We start from the raw sequence: 25,825 nt of genomic DNA on the forward strand, positions 1-25,825 counted from the left end.
ATCCAGTTAGGATTAATAATGACCAAAGCTAAAAATAGTTTGTTATGGAAAGATGAACATACTGTTAAAAAAAGTATTTTGTTGACACGTTACGTTTAAAACGAATAATATCAACTTTTTCACTGACAAAAACTCAGATCTCAGTAGCGAGCGAAGACCATGCTTCGGAAAGATCTTCTAGATGTAACGGCCTACTGTTACAATAAAAGAGCGGAGAATAATACATTTATTCTCCGCTCTCAAAAATACCGCTATTTTCTACATCATTTTGTCAACTGCTTCTCCAACAACAGTTTCAATGCTGGGTCAGATGGTCGAGGTGCGTATGTAGAGACTATTTTACCTTGTTTGTCAAAAAGCATAAAACGGGGGATACCTTCGATCTGGTAATCGGTAGAAATTTGATTCTTCACATCCCTCACTTGGGTGCTGAGCCCTTTGTAATCTCGGACGTACTCCTCCCACTTGGACTTATTTCTATCAATAGATACAGATAAAAACACGACATCTTTGCCTTTCATCTCTTGGGCCAATGTTTCAAAATAAGGCATTTCCTGTTTACAAGGTCCACACCAGGTTGCCCAAACATCTACCAATACAAGCTTACCTAGGTAATCGGATAGTTTTTTTGTGCTGCCATCTATTAATTCGCCAACGATTTCTTTCGCTTCAGCACCTTTAAACAATCCTGAGCCTTTTATTTTCAGCAACTTTTCAGCAAGAAGTTCGTGATGCTGGGGAAGAAGAAACGTACTAAATCTTTCTTTAAACCCATTAACCTCATCATAACTTTTGGATTCGATTATTCTGTCAATCAGGAAATAACTCTGTATGCTTTTATTGTTAACAAATGATAACATAGGCATTTTGTACGAATTCTGGAGGTCTTTACGTTTCAACCTAGCCATAGCACCATAATAAGAGTTAATAGATCTTAGCCCCCAAGGAATGTCTAACAGTTTTATATCGTTATACAGTTTTTCATTACCAAGTGTCTCATAAAACGCTGGAAAATTAATAGTTTCTCCTTTTTTATTGGCACGTGCCGAAATGGTGGCATGTAGCAGGTAATATTCGGATTCTAAAGCCATAAAATAGCTAAAGAAATCATCAAACGATTGATTACCTGTCCTATTGTAATGTGTGATGTATTCCTGCATTTTTGGATACGTGTCGCTAAGTATAGGAAATATCTCATTCAACGACTTTGTAGCATCCAAAACTGCACTTCTGCTCGTATTAATCAACTTATACCAGTCGTCGATTGCTTTATTCTCTTTCGATAATAGTCCCTCAAATCGCATAGAAGAATTGTAATCTTCAAATTTTAAAACTATCTGGTCATCTGGCTTTAGGTAAAGTATATTATACCATCTTACACGAGGATTATCTGTATATATGTAATAGAAACCTGCTTCGATCTCCTTTTTTATATCGAATTCAAATTTACCTTCGACTACGTTTGATTTGGCTACTAGGGAAGGCTTATTTTTGCTAAAAGAGATAACAGCCAAAACTCCTTTACCCGGTAATTGTCCGCTGATCTTGACTTGAGCGAAAGTATTAGCAAAAGCAAAGATCACAATTAGGATACACAATATTTTTTTCATTTTTTTATTTATTTAGTTCTTCATTAATCATTATTCCTAGCAAGCGGTTGGAAGGCCTGGGGGCATCGACCGATACTATATTGCCTTTCTTATCGAACAGCATGAATCTGGGGATACCTGTAATCTTGTAATTGTCCCTGATAGCCTGATCACCCAACAGCTGTACGCCGGTCAGTTTGTTCTTTTTAAGATACTCTTCCCATTTATGTTTCATATTATCAACAGATACACTCATAAAAACAACATCTTTACCTTCAAACTCATGCTCTAATTTCTGAAGAGAAGGGATTTCTCCTATGCATGGCCCACACCAAGTCGCCCAGACATCTACCACCACAACCTTCCCCACAAAATCACTTAGCGACACCATTTTCCCTGTAATATCGGGGTAAATGAAATTAATCGCCGGGCTACCTTTTGATGTCGACATCAAGGGAGCTCCAAAATTTTGAGCAGCGTTTTTCTGATCTGCTGATTGAAAATAACTACCATACATCTTCATAAATGCATTGTATTTATCTGCCGTTTTTTGCTTTGCTAACTCTTTTAATAAATATCTACTTTTTAAATCATCACCATCTATTTGTTCTAAAAGATAATCGGTATAATTTCCTTCGATATTTTTTGACATATGGGTTCTCTTTACAGAAGAATAAGCTTTTAAATATTCCCAAGCGTACGGAAGTCGTAAGATTTGGGAATTAAGTGGTTTTTCATCTAAGACCTTTTTATGAAATGAAGTAATATTTCCTTTCTCAGGATGTTTTGTCCGCCCGGATGCCAAGAAGGCTAATGCAAAAAACCGAATATCACTTTGAGCCAAGTAATTCATTTCCTCATTGAACTTGATATTTGCGGTTTTTATCTGATCCAAATACTTCCCATAATCAATAACGACTTTCTCTAATTCAGGATAAAAATCAATATAAGTCGTGAGTATACCTTTGGATTTGGTTGCCATGTTGTCCATCTTTTTCAAAATATGAAACCATTGATTGACAAGTATATTTTCAGGGTTGCTCGTCCCAACTAACGCTATATCATTTGATTCGGAATCGATCTTAACAGAAAGTATCTGATCCGGTATCAAGTAAACCCTAAAATAAGTCTTTTCATCGCCTATATAATAAAACCCATAATCATTTGGAATAAGTGTAAATGCAAACGAACCATCTGGACCAAGAGACGTAGAGGCATATTCAACCATATCCCCGTTGAGCACAGTAAATAACTTTATCTGCTTGGCTGTTTCATGCCTATAAGACCCCTTTACAGTGGAATAGGGTGTTTTTGCATTGACCATCAATATCATAGACATTAGTATGGTGAGTATGTATTTCATAGAAATTTGTCTTTTGTTAAAATGATTGTATATTATTAATAATAAAACTATTTGATCGCATTAAACTCTGCAATACTGGTTAGTCCTGCTGAAAATGTTGTTTTTAGCACTTTACACTTAAAGTATCGTGCTGTCACTGCATTAGTAAACTTTACCACCTTAACATCGGGATTGTTTACATTAGTTGTAGGGGAGGTAGGACTTCCAAAATATCGTCCTTCTTGTTTCCAATTGACGCCATCCTCACTGGAAAAAATATCCATTTCTAAGACATTGGAAGTTTGGAATGGTCCATAACTCGGCGTTATTTTGAATCCTTTAATGGTTTCTGTGCCTCCCATGTCGATCTCAAATACTCCCAAATCTTTCTTCGTATCACCTAGCCAGTAGGTGCTATTTTTGCCATCTAATATTTTTTCAATTGAGAAAGTAGCCGATGCGGAATAAGCTGCTTTAATCTTCCATATACTACGATCGACAACATCTCCTACCAATTCGTGGACAGCTCCTTTAAGTATGTTGCTAACAAACAGAAATATGTTAACCCTATCCTTCTCCGGATCGGCAAGTACATTTTTCGGGTCGCTTGAATTCACTTTTATCGGTACCATGTACAAATTGGGAGACTTAAACAGTGCGCTGTTAACTATTTCAACTCGAATACCTGTAGCGGATACCGTCTCATTGGCTTTGACTGTTGCCGTGTTATACAGCTTGTAAGACTCTGCCGGAAAAGGGAGATAATTCGTGTTATGTTGAAGATTATAAGCAGCGACCAGCTCGTCCCTCCCCTCATCATCTACCAACACATCGGCCGGACGATTAATGGCTTGGCTAAGCTTTACCTGTAAAGGAAGAACTTCACTATCGCCATTGCTCACAAAAATCTGCATATCAGACTCCCCCTTTATGCCCGATAATGATGCAGTTAAATTTATAGCACTAACATTAAATCGTATAAACATGAGTTCACTTTTGAGTTGCACACCACTATCCTTACTCTCCAGTTTAATAGGTATCACAAAAACCATCTGCCCGACAGGCAAGCTTGAGACATCTTTTAATCGAACTTTAACCGAATCGGAAGATTGAACCTCGCCCGCTTTTATCATAAGTTCTGGTTCGACAATCTCAAACAAGTCGGACTCGAATACAGGGGATTTATAATTATATAGCATATCGTAGGCATCAATTAAATCCCGATTGTTATCTATCCTAGCACTAACGAAAACATCTCTAGTATACTTTTCTTTTAGAAGTACCCGAAAACCTGCCTCCTGAGCACCTAAATCAATAATATTCATATTGATAATAACGTTGTCCCCACTATTGGTAGGGATATATTTATATGCAGACATATTCTTACTCACATATTCTATCAGGCTACTGGGATCTCCTTCTTTTTTGCAACCCAGAATTAGAACCCCAACGAATATGTAGAAAGATAATCGTAATGATTTCAGTTTATTTATTTTCATATCTATCTTATCTATTATTCTGGATAATTAAATTATTATTCGCAATCAATTTTGGTGCAAATGGCATTAGATAACGAGGTGATAATGCCGGTAAGGTTTTGATTACTGTTTGGGGAGTCCCTCCTAATCGCTCCATTGTCGTCACGTATTTTCCTTCCCTATTTAATCTTTTGAGATCGAACAGACGTAGTCCCCCTTTCAAGTATAACTCCCGTCTTCTTTCTTCAAAAACGAGCTTCAAGGGGTCTTCAACACCAACTTGTATCTCCATAAAATCTACTGTTTTAAAACGGTATTTACGAAGATGGTTTATGACTGCTATTGCTTCGTCTTCCCGTCCGGTCCGTGCTAAACATTCGGCTTTTATGAGCATCATTTCTGGAACACCTATACTGTAGTTAAAAGGTGTATACCACGTATTGGATTTTGAGAAAAATGGATAAACCGCTTTTTGATTCGTTGCCGTATATACAAAGTTATATGCCAACCTAAGATCTTTAGGCTGATAGAGTTCCAGCAAACCTTTACTTATCTCTAGATTTTCAGTGAATTTATTGTAAAATTCAGTATCCATAGTTACTTTTCCGAACAATAACTCGGGATTGGTTTTCTGTTCTTCGAGTGTAGTCAATTTCCCTTTCACTCCCAAAGCCGGCTTTGAAGGATTTACAAACGAAAACAAGCGGTAATCTAGCAACGTATCTCTAATGGATAAAGCCGATTCGGCATGTAATAAAGCTTCATCAAAATGCCCCATCATAAGATGTATTCGTGCTAATAGTGCATATGCAGCCGCTTTTCCTGGATGTAAAATATCCACACCAAAATCAGGTAATTCTTTTGCTTCCAATGCATTTTTTAAGTCCGACAGAATCTGATTATATACTTGTTTAACGGTAGCCCTCTCAGGTAATTCATTCGCATCTGGATGTAAAATTAACGGGACGGATAAGTCTTGATCGGCAGTAGACAGATTATATTCTCGCCCATATATACCTGCCAACTGACTGTAATAGTAAGCTCTATGAATATAGGCTTGTGCTTGTGCTATTGCTTTACGTTCTTCAGATCCATCTATCGCAGCCATAATATTATCTAGAACAATATTTACTTGCAAAATATATTTATACGTATCATTATACATCAAATCCTCGTCCGTAGCATCCCACACTTTATCATTCCACATGTACGTGTTAAGATGATAAGAATTATTACCCGCTTTATCACGAATTCCATCAGTCAGATGAACATCATCACTGACTAAATCCGCAAGAAAATAATTACCCTCGGCTAATTGAGCATTATTCAGTATCTCCTCAAAGTCAGTTACAGTTCTCGGGTTTATAGCCCCCGTATTATTAGGTCGAACATCCAAAAACTTTTCGCATCCCGAAAAGATAACAATTGGTAATAGAAAAAATAATTTAAACAGATTCTTCATAATTCATTTTTTTTTAAAAACCAATATTGACGCTGAGAACAAAGTTAGTTGGTCGAGAAAGCCCGACAGTTCCATTGTTACTTACCGCATCAGGGTCTATATCCATGCTGTTACGTGTCCACAGAGCCACATTTTCTACCTGTCCAGACACCGTCAAACGTTTCAAAAAGGTGGATTGTAAAAATGACGGAGGAACCTCCCACCCTAGTTGAATTTCTCGCAGACGAATATTGTCAGCAGACATAATCGTATGACTAGCGTTTTGAAGTCCAAATGAACGCGTTGCATCATGTTTGGCTATTGCAGGTATATCCGTAAGGTTCTCGTCTCCTGGTTTTCTCCATCGGTCGGCTATCCATATACTCTTATCAATATCAGGTGTCATACTAGGCGTATATCGTCTCATAATATGACCAAAATTAAACATGAGTCTCGCTCCAACAAATACGCTCTTATACTGCCAATTATTGAAAACGCCTCCTGAAATAGGAGCTCTAGTCTTTCCACTGTAAACCAAAGTCATCTCATCAGGTCGTGATACCACAGAACCATCTTCTCTAAAATATTGCGGGTTGCCCAACGTGTCTAAACCTGCCCAATTAAAGCTCCAAAGATTATCCGTGGTATAACCACTCCTAGCTGCTGTCAAATAACTAGGTCTCAAAGAGAAAGCTTCTTTTGGAACTTCCAATGCCTTATTAACATTGTAAGCTCCATTTATCATGACACGCCACTCAAAATCAATATTTCGGAATAGAGCAGCGCTAAAACCTATATTAAAACCTTGGTTAGATATTTTACTGTAATTGAGTCTAGATTGCAAACCTGTTGACGGATCAGTTGGGAGAAGTCCTTGAGCCAGACCTTCTGTAGTATTATTATAATACCTAACCGAAAGAGTATATCTATTGGCCATAAAACCAAGATCCATAGTCGCTTCTTTATTAATTTTACTAGGCGGCAACAACCCTTGTGCACCACCAATAGGTACACTTCCACCTCCACCATTTGTCACCGAATTCGCCCCCAACATTATTCCCATTCCTTGAAATGGATTCAAACTTTGAAATACCATACCGACTCGAAGCATATTAATCCAAGAGGAGTTAAAATACGACGAACTAGCTATATCATACGATACTCTGCCGTTCCATCCGCTACTGCCCAATGTATTCCTATTATACTTCAAGCTCATCACGAATTTATTTTCAAACAAGCGCGTATCAATACCTCCCGAAATACTTCTATTCTTTTGCCCACTTTGTTGTGCAAAATTAAAGCTGCTGATAAAAATCATAGAATTGCCCCAAACAGGTTGTTCAAAACGATTTCCAGACACCTGACTGGCTGAAAGTTTTGGGATACCGACCTCATTTGCTGATACCGTAAGCTTCATTTCATCTATAAAAGATAATCGGTCACGGAAGAAATTCTCACGACCTACATGCCATGAAACTCCAGCTAATTTGCTGACTGTAGCAGCATATGCAGGCACATAACCATATTTTGGCATGTAACTGGACAGGTATTGTACGTTTAAGTCATACTTTTTCTTGAAACTATACAAAAAATTACCATTCAGATTTATATTACGATCATACCGTTCTACATTTATCCCTGGTACAAAAAGCTTATTAAAATCAAGCGTATTAGCATTATAATTTTTCAAATCAGTCGACTGTGTTGCCAACAAAGGTAAACCAACTCCCAAGGCTCTACTATATCCATATATCGTAGCAAACGGATTATTTTTTGACTCGGCACTTCCGATTCCCATATCTAAACTACCCGCAATATCATGGTAATTGTCAAAAGAATGATTGAACTTCAGCCCTGTAGTGATACGGTACTCTAATGCACTTGATTGTGTTTTTTTATACAAATCTCCTATCGGCACATAAAACGTCACTTCAGAGCCATCCACGCTAGGCACACCATACTCATTAAACAATTGACGAGCTGTACTAGATTGCGCTCCTGTTAATCTTTCATCCACTGATTTAGACTTTGAAAACTTTATTGCAGTTGACCACTTTAACCCCTTCAACACTTGATAATCGGCATCGAAATTACCATCAATCCTATTAGCCTTTCGCTCTGTATAACTAGATATCAAGTCTTCATATAGATTTAGTCCGTTATTATAATAGCCAACATTCATCATTTGATCATTAAGTTGGGCGTCCCGTTGAAAATAAACATACTCTCCACCATCATCAAACAACAGCTGATAGGGATCTAAATCTGCCGTCTTTAGATCACCTCTATAATTAGAACTTCTAGAGAGATTAATCAACCAACGAGCGTTAAGTTTACCCTCCAAAACCCGCAAGTTATTACGAATTCCTAACCCAAACTCTTGATTATTTGACCCCAAATCTGTAGTCATATTTTTACGATACAATCCATTAACAGAAAACTGATAGGCCGAGCTACCTCCTGATAATTGCAAAGAGTGATTTTGGTTGAAAATATTTTGTTGCAAAGAACGCAACTGACTTCGATTGGAAATTCTCCCGAGTGAGTCCCATTTTGATTGAAACTCCTCTTGAGATAACTTCTTTTTACCTAAATCAAATAACAATGACTCGGCCGGACGGAGTGTTCCAGGTTTTTCAGGCATCGTACGTGGATCATATTTCGCAAAACCTCGATCATACACCTCTTTGTAATAACTTAATATATCAGCACTAGAAGCCAATTGCAATTTCTCTGCACTATTATCGGGAGGTGTAGAAAAATACAAGTTTGATGTGTAATTTACCTGAATTTTACCCGATTGTCCCCGTTTGGTAGTGATAAAAACAATACCTCCGGCAGCCTTTGGGCCCCACTTTAGACATTCTTCAGGATCACTTACCACTTCGACAGATTCCACATTATTCATAGGATAGTCACTCGGAAAATTCTCTTGCGGAAATCCATCAATGACAATCAACATACCAGATGTTGCAGCACCAAAGTTACTAGCCCCTTGTAATTCTGGCACCAAGCCACCATCAACAGTCTTTGATGCTCCCTTTGTGGCATTAGACATACTTAGCCAATTCGTACTTTTCTCCCAATCTTCATAGGTAGGATAACGACTTAAAAACTCTTGTGCACCGGGGCCATTAATTATACGCTCATACTCTTCACGCAAATTCTTTGCCGTTGAGCCTTCCCACAAAGGAGATAAATACTCTACTTCCCCCTCCTTAGTAGTAATCGCTGGTTTCAAAGTCAGTCCAGGTACACCTCCCTCTAGCACCTGTCCTAGATTGAGATGAAATTTATGTTTCAAATCCACCTGAGTTCCCAATTTCTTTTTAAAAAAAATATCAACCTCCTCCAAGCTGGACTGACTAGCGTGCAATATAATCGTACCCATATCCGACTTAGCCTTAACTTCTCTTTCCTCAAAACCAATACAGGAAATCAACAAGATACTTCCTTCTTTGAGCTGTCTAAATAAGAAAAGTCCACCTTCGCGTGTTACTGTCGAACGCTTTGATCCTTTTAGTTTTATACTGGCTCCCCTAATGGGATGTCCATGACTGTCCGTTATCTTTCCCCGAACATCGATAGCCGCGACAGCAATATGCTCCTTATTGAAAATATCCTTCGCAACCGCCTCTACCTTTTCTTTAACAACGACGTTTTTTTCTCCTATCGTATACGATAAAGAACTGTCCTCGGCAATTTGTGCCATGACTTGATCAATTGGAGTATCCTTAAAATCTACCGTCAGCGTTTGCGAGTTTTTAGCTTTTGACGTTGTAAGCAATATATCATAACCGGTTTGCTTTCGCAGTTCCCAAAAAAGTTTCTCTAATGTGATATTACTTTTTCTCAGGGTAACTTTTTGCCCAAAGGTACTGGCACTCACCTGCATAAGAGCAAGACAAATCAAAATAGCCGTGAGCTTCATAAGCAAAATAAATTTATAAATGTAGCTTGAAGGCGTACAAAAAAATCCAATAAATTTTTTATACATTTGTTATCTGGTTTTTAGCGCCACGTACGTTTTAGTCGAACTAGACAAGGCGCTTTATTCAATAATTTTGGTTTATAATCATAAAAAATCAGACTTAGAGGGCTTCGATTGGCGTCGAGGCCCTTTTTCATCTTATCCTAATCTTTCTCAAGAGTCGTCTTCTAATAGCTTCATATTTAGGTCATTTATTAAGTATATATATAACTAAAGGAATTATCTACTTTCTTGTTTTACTTACAGTAGATTGGACGGTTAGTATCTTATCCTTTAGTTGAAATTTCACTACGCCAGTACGTTCAAACATGTCCAGTACTTTTGAAATATTTTCAAACTTACTGATAGTCCCAAATAAGGTAATTTGTTTGATTTCCTTATCCTCGTATACCACATCGATATCATACCAACGGCTAATTTCGGTCATAATATCTTCGATTTTTTCATAATTAAACATAAAAACACCATTTTTCCATGCCATGCTATACTCCGCATCAACAGCTTCTACTTTCAAAAATGAACCAGAAACTATGGACTGCTCATTAGGATTCAGTATTACTTTGTTAACAACAGTACCAGGATTAGAACCCTCGGCTACCACTGATACTTGCACAGAGCCCTCAATCAATGTTGTACGTATCTCTCCCGGCTCTGGATAGGCATTAACGTTAAAATGTGTCCCCAATACGGTAACCTCCTGACCCGCACTCTCTACCACAAAAGGGACTAACGATTGACTCCCCTTTTCTGACCTAGTTTTAGCAACCTCAAAATAAGCTTCACCAACTAACTGGACTTTACGACTTTTGCCATCAAAGCGCGTCGGGTACCTTAAGGTCGAACCGGCATTTAACCACACTTTGGTACCATCGGATAGACTGACTTGATATTGCCCCCCCTTGGGTGTCGTGAGCACCAGTACTTGACTACTTGCCTGCTTACCAGAAAAAGATTCATCCGCCGTCACAGTACTTCCATCACTATATAAAATCGAATCTCCTCCTATCACAATCCCATTCTTTCCCTCTCTTAAATCGATACTTATCCCGTTTGCTAATGTAAGAGTGGCACGGTTACCTCCAGGAGATACGTCTGTATTCACTAGTCTATCGTCCCACCCCGTTGCTAACTTAGAGTAATAAAAATAGATACTTGTCGTAAATCCAATTACTAAAATTGAAGCCACCGCCAACCGAAAGGTTCTTCTCCAGCGAAGAATCTTAGTCTCTAGAGGTTCAAGACTATTCACTTTGTCCTTAAACTCTTGCCATCCAGTAATTGAATCAAATATCCCTCCATATTTCACACGCACATCTGACGCTCTTAATAGTGCATCTTCTTCAGCTTCAATCTCCGCATCAGTCTTCTTAAGATCTAAAGGCTCACCTCCGGCCATTGGTTCGTCCAAAAGCTGTTGAATCCATTTATTGTCTCTATTCATTTTATGGGAATGATGCTTGGTCATGTACTATTAAGTAGCACAAATCAGGAAATAGGGTTATCGGTTTATTAAAAAAAAATAAAATAAAAATAAAAACACAGTAAATCAACGCATTAAAAATATAAAAACGAGTATACCTTTAGGCAATTCACTCCGCAAAGTAGCATATGCTTTTTTAATCTGCGCTTTAACGGTATTGACGGAAATGTTATTTCGCAGCGCTATTTCTAAGTAGGTCAATCCTTCTAGATTGCTCATCAGAAATATTTTTCGACGTTGTTCTGGAAGTTTCTGAATAGCCGTGTTAAGTGCTTGGTATATCTTTTCTCTCTCGGACTGTTCTTGTTGGCTCTGCTGCAAATCAAAGCCAATATCAGGCAATGAATCACCGTAATAAAGGACATGTTTTTTTTGACGTTTCGTATAGGTGATACAAATATTACGTATCGATCGGGCAGCATAAGCTTCAAATGTAGACTGAAGCTGAATAATCATTCTTCTGCTCCAGACATAAACAAAAAATTCCTGCACCAAATCGCGAGCCAGATCTATATCCTGCACGTACCGTACGGCGATCATACAAAGCTTTTCATAGTTTTTATGAAAAAGCTCTTCAAAGTTATCAGGTATGAATTTTTCGTCGGTCACACGGTTAGCAATTGATGTACTTTAATCTTTTCGGAGTAAAACTACAAAATATTTATGCTATTTGAATAAGTCTTTACAACAAGCCATTTTTACGCATATTTTAATACATCACCACATCTACTGTACTCGATCCATTTAGGAAATCAGATCCCAAGACCGTGGTTACTGCTCGCTCCTCTATCGCTCATTTTGCTTCATATCATATCTCTGGATCGCAGCATTAAAAAATGGCAACGCATATCTATTTTTCATTGGTGGTTAATATTTTTTGCACCTCCATTTCCTTATCCAATCTTGATAATTTTAAAACTTTTTGTTTTTAGCTCATGCAAGACACCACATAGCGACAACAGGAAATCCAAAAACGATGCCTAAACTTTATAAGGTAATGACGACTATTACAGAATCGGGAAACTTGAGGCAAAGACGAAAAAAACACAACTATTGATTAGGGAGGGATAGGTCAGCACGAACAAACCAAAAAACTCGAAAGTAGACAGTTATCTTTTTCCAGGAAGGTAGTGCACTAGCGTACAAACTGTAAGAAAGCTTCGCAGATTTACTCATGACTTTCTCTAGCGATACAACCCTTATTTCAATACCTTGGAGCTTTTATTCTCCCTGAACTCTTAGATAACATCTTCTGCCTAGTGAAATAATAAGTTCTGGATAAGTTCCTGTCTCAAATGTAGCTCTAACCATCCCTTCTAGATTCTCATCTCATCAAAGTACAACCAAACTAATAACGGCTGTGTATATTGGGATCAAATGATGGCTGGATATCAACAAGTCTGTTGCTTATTAAAATAATGAATACCCCTAACGTTTTCTGCATTAGGGGTATGGCAACAATATCTATTTAACTCTTGTTTTCAAATTCATATGTTTAAATAATATCCCTGGAAGAATGGGATCCTCATAAAACTGGCTGGTTGACGAGACCTCGTATGCCAACTTATAATCACCAGCTTTTGCATATGCAGAAGCTAAAAAAGTAATCGCTTCTTTAGTAGGTGCATATTTAAATGCATTTTTAGCCATAGCAATCAACTCGTCAGATTGCTTCTTGGTGATTTCGTATTTGCTCAAAAAACCGGATGGTAATAATGAGTAATACAATTCCCGGTATAAATAAGGAAATTTTTCGCCATAGGTATTAAGAATCTGAACCACATTATCAAACCCTTGACTGTACAGTCCATTATTAAGTTGGTATTCAGCATCCAACAGATCCAAATACATTTGTTTATTGGGCAATTCTGAAGCCTTCATCAGTGCAATATGATTGTTATACCTCTCTAAATTTTTTTGGCTCAATGCAACATTGCCAGTCCGGATTATCATTCTATACATCGAAGTATTATACGTTGCTGAGGTCATATTTTTTTCCATTGCCTCTGGATACTTTAATATATAATCAAGCGCTATACCTTTTTTAGGGGTACGCATAAATCCACTTAATATAGATGTTACCTCTTTTTTCTGTATTTCCTCTTCGCTTAAAGATTTAAGATACTCTTCCATTATAGGCATCACTTTCTCTGGGGCGGTTTTCCCCAAAAGCCTGGTATATTTCGTAGTTAAAGCATAGCTCCGATCTCCCGCATTCCATTGCTTTTCATATTCAGCCAACTCATTAGAAATATTTGATAAAACAGCACGCTCACTGGATTGAATTAAACCTTTAGGGGACATCATGCCTGTTTCGACACCTAACAAATTGCCGTTACTATCAATCCAAAAATAAGTTGGATAAGCTGAAGGTTTAAACTTTTGGAAAACACCATGTGAAGCTTGCTTCTCTGCATCCAATTTGAGGCTTATAAAGTTAGGGTTAAAGTAATCGCCTACTTCCTTTAAAGGAAAAACATCAGCTGTCATTTTTTTACAAGGCCCACACCAAGATGTATATACATCTACGAAAATATTTTTATTTTCCTTTTTTGCAAGAGTAAGTGCCGTCTCGTAATCCAAATCTTTAAAAGCTATTCCCTGCGCATAGCTTGAGAGGGTTGTAAAAATCAGGAAGATTATTCCTAAACCACTATTTTTCATTTTTAGAATATATTTATTATTTAAAACTTGTAGCTAAAATCCACTACTTTATCACTGAAATTTTCTTTCTTAAACACTTCACTCACAGCCAGCCCTCCGGTCGTAGAAAAATTGTAGAGTGCAAAGCTGCCGGTATTTGCTCCACTATTGACGCTAGAATACCCGACTAAAAGTTGCGTACCTTCCATCATCAATTTATCGACACGCTTATCAGAACCTAGAGAAAATAATTCGCCGCCAACTTTTGTTAAAATGTTATAAGCGTATATCTTACTTTGAACCGAATAAAAGAGATAGTTCGGCAGGCCTGAGCCCGATGTAAATACAGTCGCTTCATTTATCCCAGGGGCATTAATTGCATATTTTTCCGTAGCTCTAAAAATCTGGCTTTGAGCGCTTATCAAATAGCGTAATATATACTTCTTTGAATTATCGTCTTCAAATAGTCCAAAAAAATTGCCTGCATTCACATGCCCACCATAAAGCATTTTCAATCCCACATTCGTAGGATCAATAATATTTAATGTTGCTGCATCTTTTAAAAATAAGTTTAGAGATCCAGAAGTAGTATTATGGCACATAAACCGTTTGTTTTTATTATCATAAAATGCCGCTCTTCCACTCGTATGATAAAAATAATAGGGACTCAAATAATAATCACCAATCATATCTGGTTTAAACAGCGTCTCTCCTGAATTGGCAGCTCGGTTATATGCACGTCCATCTATTATTAAATAATCCTGAAGACCCAGAGTAGACCGCGGTATATATGCCTGCATCGACATCTCTCCGGTGCCTGACCAAGGCACAAGAAAAGACTCTTTTAGGAAGCGAGCCCGCTGCATTGTCAAGGGATCCAAAACTACGCCGCCTTGCTGATCTTTACAAAGTATTAGTATTTCGGAAGGCATGGATGATTTTCTTGGATAAAATGCGATGTCTATCGGGTTTTTACCGATCTGTTGTTCATTATTTGCGATTTCGTAAATATCCTCAATAAATTTATTGTTGTTCGTATTATAAAACTGCAAGCTCGCATTTTTATTTTTTTCAGAGAGTATTAAAAAACCCGGTGTAAAATCGTCTGTAACAACCAATCCAGCTTCTTTCCGAAAAAACACTTTAGTAGCGTTATCTTGAACTTTTAGGACTAATGTATATTCGCCCGGAATAAGCGCTATATTAGTGGATAAATTCCTCTCGTATGATATGGTATCGGCAATATAAGTACTTCTAGTAGTGTATACATACCATATAAATTTAAGATCGCTTTCCTTCAAAGAAGAAAGTTGCAATTCCGGGTTAATATTCAACCGATCGCCTACACCTATTGTATAGCCGTTCTCCAACCCTGTAATTACAACATCTCCTATTTCATAATCTTTCAGGACTGAATTATCTTTAATGCAACCTAGGACGCAAAGGCTAATAAATGCAAAAACTATTATTACTATTTTTTTCATGGATATTATTTTTAAAATGCTGCCCAAGGCATAATACGATTCCCGTTCTCGTCATACTCGATATTATCGATATAATATTGACATACTATTCTACCATAACTCATAAAAAGTCCGATTTGATTATTAGCTATATCGGAACGTTTTGGAGGAAAATCAAACTTTTGAATTTGGACACAGCGCTTGTGTTTTACCAAGGAGTATTCACCATAATAATTCTTCAAAAAAGATTCCCAATATTCGGGTTTTACATATTCATCTGTAAAATAGATTCGTGCAGAAAGTCGGTCTGAATACCCCAATTTAAAATCAGAGGTCTCCTCGAGTTGGAGATGTACACTTTTATACCCATCTGAAAGACCAGGACCATTCTTGATTAGAACCAGCGGGACCTCAGCACTAAATCGCCCTTCCTCAATGGCGTAAAACTCTTTTAGTGGCTCAAAATGCACTCCTTCTACTGCCGTTGATTGACCCTGGTCAACCTTTAACCGCAATTGCCCCATTTTATTCAACTTTCTTCCCAGAACATTAACTTTAATCCAAACGGTATCTGTACTGCCGGCAGCTGAGATCAGGGAATGAACCAAACTATCCTTGCTTGAATAGGCCGCAAAATATACCCGACTTGCATCGACATAGGTGTCTAGATTTTCATTTTTGCAACTTGTTATCAGCATAAATGCTACAATAACAAACATATAATATTTCTTTACCATGATCATTCTTTTATATTTCCAAACTCAATTTCAACCTGTGGAATAGGCATACTGTAAATCTTGGTGAGGTCATCAAATGCCAGTATATTAGGCAATTTTGAAAGGGCCAATCTTTTATACGTGAAAAATAATTGGCCTTCTCCAATAAACTCTCTTCTGTACTCTTTTTGTATTTCAGCGTCCAATGTTTCTGCAGTTATATTTTCTATAGCCAAAGGAGCGTTGCCTCTATGCGCCCGTAGGGTGTTAAGATATTCGCCCCCCTGCTTAGGATCTATGGAACACTCTGCTGCTATCAAATAACATTCTGAAAACTTTAAAATAGGAACGAGGTTTGAATAATTAAATTTCACGATACGCATACTATTAGTCGTGGCTATATCAAACCAATACTTACGAAAATCGGTATTCAATCCTGCGGGATAGATAGCATCTATCGTACTGTTATTTATTGTAAAGGACTTTGCATTTGTAGTCTGTGTAATCTCTGGAAAATAAGTATCTAAGTATTTGGTCTTAATACCGGGTATATGTATAGAAAACATAAGCTCTTGGGGAAATATGAATTGCGAGCTAGGTATACCTCCCGTGGCTTCAAATAACTTAAAAAAACCCGAATTGATAACTTCATTTGCTGCTTCTACTGCCATATTGTTATTTCCTTGGTACAAATATACCCGTGCTAACAAAGTGGTGACAGCATAGTAATTAAGCCTATAATGCCGATTCTTCAAAAGTTGGTCTTCTAAATCAATGTTTGTAGCATTTGGTCCAAATGGATCGACCGCTCGAAGTAAGGATTGCGCATTTTTCAGATCAGCAATAATTCGATTTAAGTTTTCTTCTACTGTACTTTGCGGGAAGGGTACATTGGTATATTTATCCGCATAGGGTATGCCAGGGCTTCCAAGGCCTAATGAGGGGGGTAAACTAAACAAACGCAATAGATCAAAATGCAACAATGCGCGTAAGGCCAAAGTTTCGCCTTTTATAATTTGATACCCGTTGCCTCGAAATACCGATTCCTTTTCATCAATCTGGCTCAGTATTATATTAGCGTTTACAATACCTCTATACTGTTGCTTCCATATTGCGGCCAATGTACTTTCCACATTCGCATTGTCATACTCATATTTAGAAAAGAATTCATAACTGTGACCAGAGGTGCTACGCACATTATCGTAGGTCTGAGCCAACACATCGGCAGCACCATAAGTCAAATTGACACCATAGGAATTTTTATCCGTCATTAGGGCATAAATACCTATTAACGCATCTCTGAACCCAGCTTGTGACGAAAAAAGCTGCTCCGCTTTCATTTCCGATTTGGGTGTTACATCCAGCCACTTATCACAAGATACTGTCATCAACAGTAGTAATGTTAATAGTAAAGAACTTAATATTTTCATTTTTATAATTTTAGTTTTAATTGATCATATAGCTCACGGCATATTTATACTTTTTAGCCTTTGCTCCAAAACACTTTATATAGATAGATCAAACATCCCTACTAAAAAGTGGCTTGTACAGTAAAAGCAATGTGCCTTGCAAATGGATAATCTAACCCTCTCTCTAGCTTGACCGTTGAGGAACGAAAGATATCGTTTGCGAATAGACTAAACCTCATATTATCAAATTTATATCGTTGTTTGAGTCTATCACTTCTGAGGATATAAGATATATTTAGCGATTTTAACTCTACGAGATCATTTTTTTGAACAAACCTAGAAGTAGGTCTAGTAGTAGTTGTATTTGACACGGCTTTAAAAGCGGCTATATCACCTTCATACTTCCATCTTTCGTAAAATACTCTCCTATCCACATTGTCATTTGGATTTACATTTTCAATACGGTCTACCAAAGTCTGGTTATACGTATATCCGCCAAATTGATACCTGAAAATACAGCCCACCTGCAAGCCTTTATACCCCATATTTAAACCAAATGTTCCTTCTAGCGTAGGATCGGTAGTTGCAAAAGGAATATAATCTGCTGCGCTCCACATTGAAGTTAAACGACCATCTCGGGTCATAAATACTTCCTGACCTGTGGCTGGATCGATTCCCTGAGAACGTACGACCCAAAGTGTATTCATGGATTGTCCTTCAAAGTATCTAACCGTTGGTTTATTGCCTACATTCGCATCGGCTGTATTATTATAGCTTTGCAAAGCATTCGAAATCTTTTTTAGTGTATTCTCATTGCGTACAGCTACACCTTGGATATTAACAAATATTTTCTTCTCCGTATTTCTGTACACTGAACCGCGTAGTGACAGCTCGAGGCCTTTGTTCTGCACCTCTCCTAAATTTGCTTTATAGGTATTAAACCCTAGCGATGGCGGCATGGTGACATCAGTTAACACATCTTTGGAATAATCTGAATAATAGTTAAAATATCCGGATATTCTTCCGCTGGCCAATTCAAAGTCAACCCCAACATTTCTTTTATAAGTTTTCTGCCATTGTAGGTCGGTATTGCCATAAGACTTGGCCACCGTACCTATGTAATCATCGTAAACTACATCGGTGAGGTACCCATAAGTTAGCTGTGCCTGATACGGGTAAAAGTTTTGACTGCCCGTATAACCGATCGAACCTCTAAGCTTTAGTAAATTGATAAATGTAAAATTCTTTATAAAAGATTCGTTATGCAGATTCCACCCTATTCCTGATGACCAAAAAGTTCCAAAACGCTTATTGGATCCGAATTGGGAAGACCCATCTAGACGAAAAGCAAAATCAGCAAGGTATTTCCCGTCATAGCTATAATTCATATTGGCTAATCCGCCGATAAGTCTACTCGTAGCTTCAACGCCTGTTGGCTTAGAACCGGCCAGATATTCTAACCCCATTCCGACATGGTCCATTCGATCATTAGGAAAACCTGAAGCTAAGATGGTATAAGAATCAGAGCGAGCTTCCAGGATATTATAATTAGCATTCATAACCATCAAATGCTTATCAAAAGATTCCGTATAAGCTATGCCAAACCGTCCTTCATAACGCAAATTTTGTGAAGTTACTTTTTGATAGCTGCCCTTTTTTGTAGCGTTCATAAAATCTATATGATCAGCTGGCTTAAAAACGTCCGAAGTCTGTGTTTTCTTATTTAAAGAGAAGTCTCCAGAAAGCCTGATCCTTTTGCCTATGCGCCATTCCAAACCGAAGTTATTGATAAAATTATCATAAGCACTTTCATCTCTTGTATTTAATATTGTATTATATAAAGGGTTAGGAATAGTCACTTTAGGTGAATTGACCGATTCTAATACAAATAATATTTTTTTGACATTTCCCTCGTCGTCATAAGGGGAATAATAGGGATTCAGGTATGCATATTTTTGAAAACTCCCATAGGGAGAATTTTTGGAGGTGACATTGTCAAAACTTAGATTATTAGAAAATTTTAGATTCTTATAATTATAGGCCAATCTCACGCCTATTCCTTTTCTGTTACGCGATGAACCTTTCATCACCCCCTCAGATGGGTTATAAGATAAATCCACGGCATAGCGAATAGCCTGATCTCCGCCCTCTAATGTAAGGGATTGCTTCGAATTTATACCAAGGGATTTGACCGGTTTTTTTATCCAATCTGTATTTATCCCCTGCTGAACCATTTTTAACCGTTCATTGTAAAGCTCTCTATGCCGCTCGCCAATATAAATGTAAGGATTGGGATTATAAATACCGGCTAATACCTCATAGTCTAATTTCTCACGCGCATTCAACAGGTTATACCCCGATAAATCTGCAAAGTCAAGATCCACACTCCCAGAGTAGTTTATTTTTATCTTCCCACTTTTTGGCGGGTAAGTTGAAATGACAACCACACCATTGGCACCTCGAGAGCCATATATTGCAAGAGCAGCAGCATCTTTCAGAATAGTAACTCCACTGATACGTTGCGGATCCAGATCATATATTTTTTCGATACTAACTTCGAATCCATCCAACATAAAAGTGGGCAAATTAGGCTTCCCTTTAAAATTTTCTTCGAGATTGCTAGCTATACTGCTTGATCCTCTGATTTGAAAATCAGGCATCTCATTGGGATTTGACCCCATTTGGTTATTCTCGATTAGTTTAAAAGAAGGATCTAGTATGTTTAACATAGTTAGCACATTCTGATTGGAAACAGCTCTTAGTTCTGCACCTGAAAAGGAGGAAGCTGCCCCTGTAAATGTCTGTTTAGATTTCTCAAAGTACCCCGTGTTAACCGTAACCGCGACCTCATCTATCTCATTTTGGATTTCTTTCATCGTAATGCTTAATACCTTATTGGAGTTGCTTACTTCTACTTCTAAAGGTTCATAACCTATACAATTAAAAATCAAGGCTTTCTCATTAGAAGGAAGTACTATTTCAAACGATCCATTAGCTTTAGTAAGCACACGAGAGGAATTATTTTTCACCCTTACTGTCACATCGGCTAAATTGTTCCCTTTTTCATTTTTCACAATTCCAGTTATCGAATACGTGTTGGGCCGATAACTTGTAGGGCTATCTCGTTTTATCTTTTCTTTTATGATAACGGTCTTATCCGAAATGACATAATCAAGGGGAAGATCTTTCAAACAGTATTCCAAAGCCTGCTCTAACGTCATATTCTTGATATTGACATTTCTTTTAGGAAGAGTCTTCAGCAACTGCGTGTTAATTGTAAAGTCGTAATTTGACTGTTCGCTTATCTTTGACAAAATAAGCTCTACCGGGGCTTCCCGCATCTGAATATTTAATAGATTTTGCGCTTGGAGCTCTAATTTTGAGGCTACAATCAAAGCTAATGTCCAAACAAAATAAAGCCACCTCTTTCGAGATGCATAATAGTGTTTCATAAAATTATTGGTTAGTTATTAATTACTTATTATAGCTTGCTAGTACTTCGTGTTTTTCGGTCTCGATACGTAAAGATTTCTGTCTTTTAAGCGTAGATGTACTTTGGCCGAAAGTTCCAACGCTTTTATTGCAGACAATAGAGGTTTATTTCTACTCAATCTACCGTAAAGAGCAATATCAGAAATATCATCTTCGTAAATTATTTGAATATCGTACCACCTGGAAATATCTTCCAACACATTCACTAACAATTCGTTTTGAAATACGATCAAACCATCTTTCCAAGCTGCTGCACCTTTTGTATTCCCATCCTTCACCCGTACGCCATCATGAAGAATAATTGCTTCTTGCCCAGGTTTCAATCGATATGTCGCATCCGAGTGTGGGATGTTGACAGATACAGCTCCTTCTAGTAAAGTGGTTCGCTCTTCTACTGAAGATTTATAGCTTTTAATGTTGAATTTAGTGCCGTGAACTTCAACCTCCTGTCCCCGTGTGGCTACAATAAATCTTTTATGTTCATCTTTTTTGACTTCGAAATAGGCCTCGCCATCCAGAAACACCCTACGCTCACTAAGTCCTTCAAAACTAGCAGGAAAAGACAAGGACGAAGCGGCATTTAGCCATACTTCTGTGCCATCTTGCAGTGTCATTTTATACTGCCCCCCTCTTGGCGTTTCCAAGACTTGGGTTTTATTAATTTCTAAGATAGACTCGTCTTCCAAAACCTCCGTTCCATCCGAATACGAAGGTATCAATGCGTCCCATTTTATTTCAGATTGAGGATCACGAAGTGTTATTCGCTCCCCACTGCTGAGCCTTAACGTTGCTTTATTGCTGCCCGCACCAATTTCAGCTTCTTTCATAGATAGAGATTCGTCATTGACAAAATACGGAGTCATCACAAAACCGATCAAAACGGCTACTGCTGCGACTGCGGCAATAAGTGACCACCGCTTAATCGAACTAATCTTAGGTTTTATAGGCAACCGTCGACTAATGCTTTTTAAATCTGCTTCTATTTGCTCGGTACTTCGCGCTAATTCAGGAAAACTGCCAAAGGTCAACCAATCTTCTACAAGCTTTTGTTCATCGGCAGAACATTGCTGGTCTTGGTATCGCTGCAGTAACTTTTCAAATTCTTTTCGGTTCATCATTGTATAGGCTTACACTGCTTAACATGAATACAATCTCGAAAAGGGGGTGTAGGGGTTAAAAGTTTTTGAAAATTTTTTCAATGTAGAAAAATGCTATCATAATATGGGCGGTCAATCCGAGCTTTTTCTTTAATATGGATAAAGCATGATGCAAGTGACTTTTTACAGTCTGTTCAGATAGCCCCAGTTGAATAGCTATTTCTTTCCGGGAGAGCTCAGCTTTCCTGCTAAGTTCAAAAACCATCCGCATCTTGTTGGGGAGCTTATCTATTTCCTCTTGAATAATATCTGCGAGTTCTTTGTAACGGAGTATGTGGTCCGCATCATATACTTTTTCTTCAACAAACTGATTAAAACTGCTTACAAAATCTTCCGTTACTTTTCGCTTAGCTATTGCGGTTATTATTTTGTTTCGGACGGCACGAAATAAATATCCGGATAAATTATCGGTAAGATCTACCTGTTCCTTACGATTCCAAAGCGATAAAAAAACGTCGTGGATGATGTCTTGGGATTCCTCAGCGTCTCCTAGTCTTCGTAAGGCGAAAATATATAAGCCTTTACTATACTTATTATATATAGCAGTATAGGCACTATGATCCGCTTTAAAAAGCCTACGCGCTAGCTCTGTATCAAGACAATCTGCGCTCTCTTGGTTAGGAAAAGAATACATATCAGTGCAATATTAGGTAAAAAATAAAAAATCACCAAGCATGATAAGTCTTCATCTACTCATTGCATAGTTTGGATAAATCAACCATTGCATTGTTATGAAATAGTAGATCTACCCAAACTATTGCTGATAGGTTAAAAAGATTGTTAAAGAGCCTAACCTATGGTCTTCTAATCCTCCAATCCCTTACTCCACCATGTAGGCGCACGCTTTCCTTTCAGAAAATAATCAAAATACTGTAACATACGCTCGGCATAGTCTTTTCGGTTTACTTCTTTAGCCAAATTATGATTTTCTCCAGGATAAGAGAGCAAGACAGATGGTTTTTTCAATTTCCTCAACCCCTGATAAAGCTCAATACCCTGGGTATAATCAACAGCACCATCTTTATCATTATGCATCAGCAACAATGGCGTATTAATCTTTTCAAGATGAAATACAGGCGAGTTATTATAATACGGGTCCATCATCTGCCAATAAGGCTTAGTTAGTCTAGCTTGATTAGCTTCAAAAATAGCTTGATTACTTCCTCCCGTATTCCAATAAATCAAATTATACATAGAAATAAGGTTAGTAACAGGAGCTCCCGCAGATGCCGCTTTAAAAAGGTTACTCTGCGTTATCAAAAAAGCAGTTTGATACCCACCCCAAGAGTGGCCTTGTAATCCAACATTATCAGCATCTACAATTCCAGTTGCTATTGCAGATTTCACCGCTGGTACTACACAAGCCACAGCCGAATTCCCGGGATCATCAAGACGATATTTAATATCAGGCATCAGTACCGCATACCCCTGACTCGTATAAACAGAACTATTAAATCCACCACCCGGATAATAAGGCAATGCGAATTCATTCATACCATCAGAAAGACGCTCATATATATACGTAATAGTAGGATACGATTGTCCTTCTTTATACCCAGCCGGCAAAAACAAAGCAGCTTGAAGTGTATCTCCGTGATCACTCACATAGTCAATCAATCGAACACCCGCAGACCATGCAAACTTATTTCTATTGGGTATATTTTGCGTTAGTCGTTTTAATCCGGACAACCGTCTATCAGCACTGGTATATACATCCCGTGGATCAGTAGAGGTTTCTCGCGTCAGGAAATAACGGTTGGTTAATTTTGACTTCCTCAAACTACCGTACTTAGCATCATCCATAAAAAGTAGTTCGAGCTTCTCACTACCAGAAGGTAACAATGCCACACCGCTCTTTTTAGATCTTTCATCACGCACTAGAAAATATTGGTCTTTTGACAAATCAATACCCACATCTTCTACATAAATACTTTCCCAACTCGCTACTTTAAGCTTGCTTTCCTCAAAATTCGGTGTTATTCTTTGGCTTTTACTATTACTAACATTAACTTTCCACAGGTCATAATTATCCCTGATAAAAACAAATCTACCATCAGCCGACCAACCTATAAATGGCGTAGGTGGAGACTGAACGTTATGATCACGCGAGTTATCTACGAAAGTAGTAGACAATGCTGAAGTTAAATTAATCGTATGTTTAGTTTTGACATCATAAGAAAAATAATCACCATTTTCATAATAAACCAAATGAGATCCTACAGGAGAAATCTTAATACCAACACTCCCTGTCAAATAATACTTATGTTTCAAAAGATGGGTTTTACCCCCTATCAAGTCAATTACAGAAATATCTGCATAAGACTGTCCAGACATGCTAGCTTCATAATCATACGGCCCCTTATCCACCTCAACAGCAAATTGTTGATTGGGAGACAAATATATAGTCTTGAATGTAGTATCCCCTATTGCGGACAATTTAGCGGTATTGGTATCATATCGATACAATATAGATCTCTTATCCCCCTTTGCAAACATCACTTTACGTTGTGACTGTAAAATGGTATCTTGCCAATTCCAAATCACAACATTCGACACATCAGCAGCAGCAGGGGCGGTTGGCGGTTGTGCTCCAGCAGCAGTTGACTTTGCCGCTATGTTATCTGTGGACTTGCTAGAAGCTTTTGGTATACATCCAAAAAATAGAAATCTTTTATCTTTTGAAAGATACGGTATAAAATGCGGAGATATAGCCTTGCCCTTTCCTAATTCTTTAGCGATATTAACCAATACACTAACTTCCCACAACGATTCTTTATTATTACGTACGAGAATAATGTCATGTTGAGTTCCAATATTTTTGACTTTGGTCGTCTTCATGCCCGTCAATGCCCTCCCATCGTCAGACCATTTCAAATGAGAATACTCCGCTCGTCCTACATCCAGTGAATGAGTTACACCATTATTCAATTGCATCAGATACAAACCGTTACCTTGTGCACCATTGGCATCTATTGTATAAGCTATGACATCGCCTTTAGCGCTAAATGAATAAGTAGATACATTACCAATAGCATACTGCTTCTTAGTTTTTGTATTATAGAGAATTAAGTCACTACCCTTACCCCCACCTGCTACTTTCGTATTTTTATTAGCATCCACTATTTTTATCGCCACCCACGGATTATTGGGATTGCTCGAAAATTCAAAATTTGACACTAAATCATAATACACTTTAGCAGAATCCTTCAAGTTGATTAACCATAATCTTGGATAACTAGGTTTCTTAGCTTTAGAATTGCTTTCCATAGTCTTAAAATCCGGAAAAGTATAAAAGCCAACATAGTCCGATGATGGAGAAAATTTTAAATCTGAATAATATCCACCTAGATTATATACATATTTGGTGGTATCTGAAGTATGTTGAAGGATAAGCTTGAGATTCCCCTTAAGAGGTCCCATTACCGAAGAAAACCACTGCCCATCTGCAGAAAAATCAGTCTTCTCAGTACGCACGTGCACCAATGACGAAATATTATCCCAATTAAGAGCCTGTTTATTTTGCGCTAGAGCATAATTATTCATAGCTATATACATAGCTATGAATAATGTAAAATAGAATTTCATTATTTAACTAAATAAGAATATTTAATCGAAGAAGATTTA

The 25,825-nt window shown here is 37.7% G+C and carries 15 protein-coding genes; all 15 read right to left on the reverse strand.

What is annotated here, in order from left to right:
* Window positions 1-263: 263 nt before the first annotated feature.
* Window positions 264-1,610, reverse strand: coding sequence for a TlpA family protein disulfide reductase (locus G7B18_RS00520; protein WP_164121835.1), 1,347 nt, complete (start codon window positions 1,608-1,610; stop codon window positions 264-266).
* A gap of 4 nt (window positions 1,611-1,614) precedes the next feature.
* Window positions 1,615-2,952, reverse strand: coding sequence for a TlpA family protein disulfide reductase (locus G7B18_RS00525; protein ID WP_164111890.1), 1,338 nt, complete (start codon window positions 2,950-2,952; stop codon window positions 1,615-1,617).
* A gap of 47 nt (window positions 2,953-2,999) precedes the next feature.
* The gene (locus tag G7B18_RS00530) at window positions 3,000-4,430 is read right to left on the reverse strand and encodes a BT_3987 domain-containing protein (protein ID WP_164111891.1); all 1,431 of its coding nucleotides are present in this window, start codon (window positions 4,428-4,430) and stop codon (window positions 3,000-3,002) included.
* A gap of 7 nt (window positions 4,431-4,437) precedes the next feature.
* Entirely contained in the window at window positions 4,438-5,871 is a 1,434-nt protein-coding gene (locus G7B18_RS00535; protein ID WP_164121836.1) for a RagB/SusD family nutrient uptake outer membrane protein, read from the reverse strand.
* A gap of 13 nt (window positions 5,872-5,884) precedes the next feature.
* Complete coding sequence (locus G7B18_RS00540; RefSeq protein WP_164121837.1) at window positions 5,885-9,781, reverse strand: SusC/RagA family TonB-linked outer membrane protein; 3,897 nt, start codon at window positions 9,779-9,781, stop codon at window positions 5,885-5,887.
* A gap of 283 nt (window positions 9,782-10,064) precedes the next feature.
* Window positions 10,065-11,282: a FecR family protein gene (locus G7B18_RS00545; protein ID WP_164111894.1), complete on the reverse strand. Its 1,218-nt coding sequence runs from the start codon at window positions 11,280-11,282 to the stop codon at window positions 10,065-10,067.
* 105 nt (window positions 11,283-11,387) lie between these two features.
* Complete coding sequence (locus G7B18_RS00550) at window positions 11,388-11,930, reverse strand: RNA polymerase sigma-70 factor (protein WP_164111895.1); 543 nt, start codon at window positions 11,928-11,930, stop codon at window positions 11,388-11,390.
* An 855-nt stretch (window positions 11,931-12,785) separates the two neighbouring features.
* Window positions 12,786-13,985 (reverse strand): thioredoxin family protein, encoded by a 1,200-nt coding sequence (locus G7B18_RS00555; protein ID WP_164121838.1) that lies wholly within the window; start codon window positions 13,983-13,985, stop codon window positions 12,786-12,788.
* 20 nt (window positions 13,986-14,005) lie between these two features.
* Window positions 14,006-15,448, reverse strand: a complete 1,443-nt coding sequence (locus G7B18_RS00560) for a PKD-like family lipoprotein (RefSeq protein ID WP_164111897.1) — start codon at window positions 15,446-15,448, stop codon at window positions 14,006-14,008.
* Window positions 15,449-15,459: 11 nt separating this feature from the next.
* Entirely contained in the window at window positions 15,460-16,164 is a 705-nt protein-coding gene (locus G7B18_RS00565; protein ID WP_164111898.1) for a DUF4843 domain-containing protein, read from the reverse strand.
* 2 nt (window positions 16,165-16,166) lie between these two features.
* Window positions 16,167-17,573 (reverse strand): RagB/SusD family nutrient uptake outer membrane protein, encoded by a 1,407-nt coding sequence (locus G7B18_RS00570; protein WP_164121839.1) that lies wholly within the window; start codon window positions 17,571-17,573, stop codon window positions 16,167-16,169.
* Window positions 17,574-17,674: 101 nt separating this feature from the next.
* Window positions 17,675-21,004 carry a SusC/RagA family TonB-linked outer membrane protein gene (locus G7B18_RS00575; RefSeq protein WP_164121840.1) on the reverse strand — a complete coding sequence of 1,110 codons (3,330 nt, stop codon included), beginning with the start codon at window positions 21,002-21,004 and terminating at the stop codon, window positions 17,675-17,677.
* Window positions 21,005-21,043: 39 nt separating this feature from the next.
* Complete coding sequence (locus tag G7B18_RS00580; RefSeq protein WP_164111901.1) at window positions 21,044-22,162, reverse strand: FecR family protein; 1,119 nt, start codon at window positions 22,160-22,162, stop codon at window positions 21,044-21,046.
* 55 nt (window positions 22,163-22,217) lie between these two features.
* Window positions 22,218-22,835: an RNA polymerase sigma factor gene (locus G7B18_RS00585; protein ID WP_164111902.1), complete on the reverse strand. Its 618-nt coding sequence runs from the start codon at window positions 22,833-22,835 to the stop codon at window positions 22,218-22,220.
* A gap of 170 nt (window positions 22,836-23,005) precedes the next feature.
* Complete coding sequence (locus tag G7B18_RS00590; protein ID WP_164121841.1) at window positions 23,006-25,744, reverse strand: prolyl oligopeptidase family serine peptidase; 2,739 nt, start codon at window positions 25,742-25,744, stop codon at window positions 23,006-23,008.
* Between the last annotated feature and the right edge of the window lie 81 nt (window positions 25,745-25,825).

The sequence above is a fragment of the Sphingobacterium sp. xlx-130 genome (assembly GCF_011007405.1).
Lineage (GTDB): Bacteria > Bacteroidota > Bacteroidia > Sphingobacteriales > Sphingobacteriaceae > Sphingobacterium > Sphingobacterium luzhongxinii.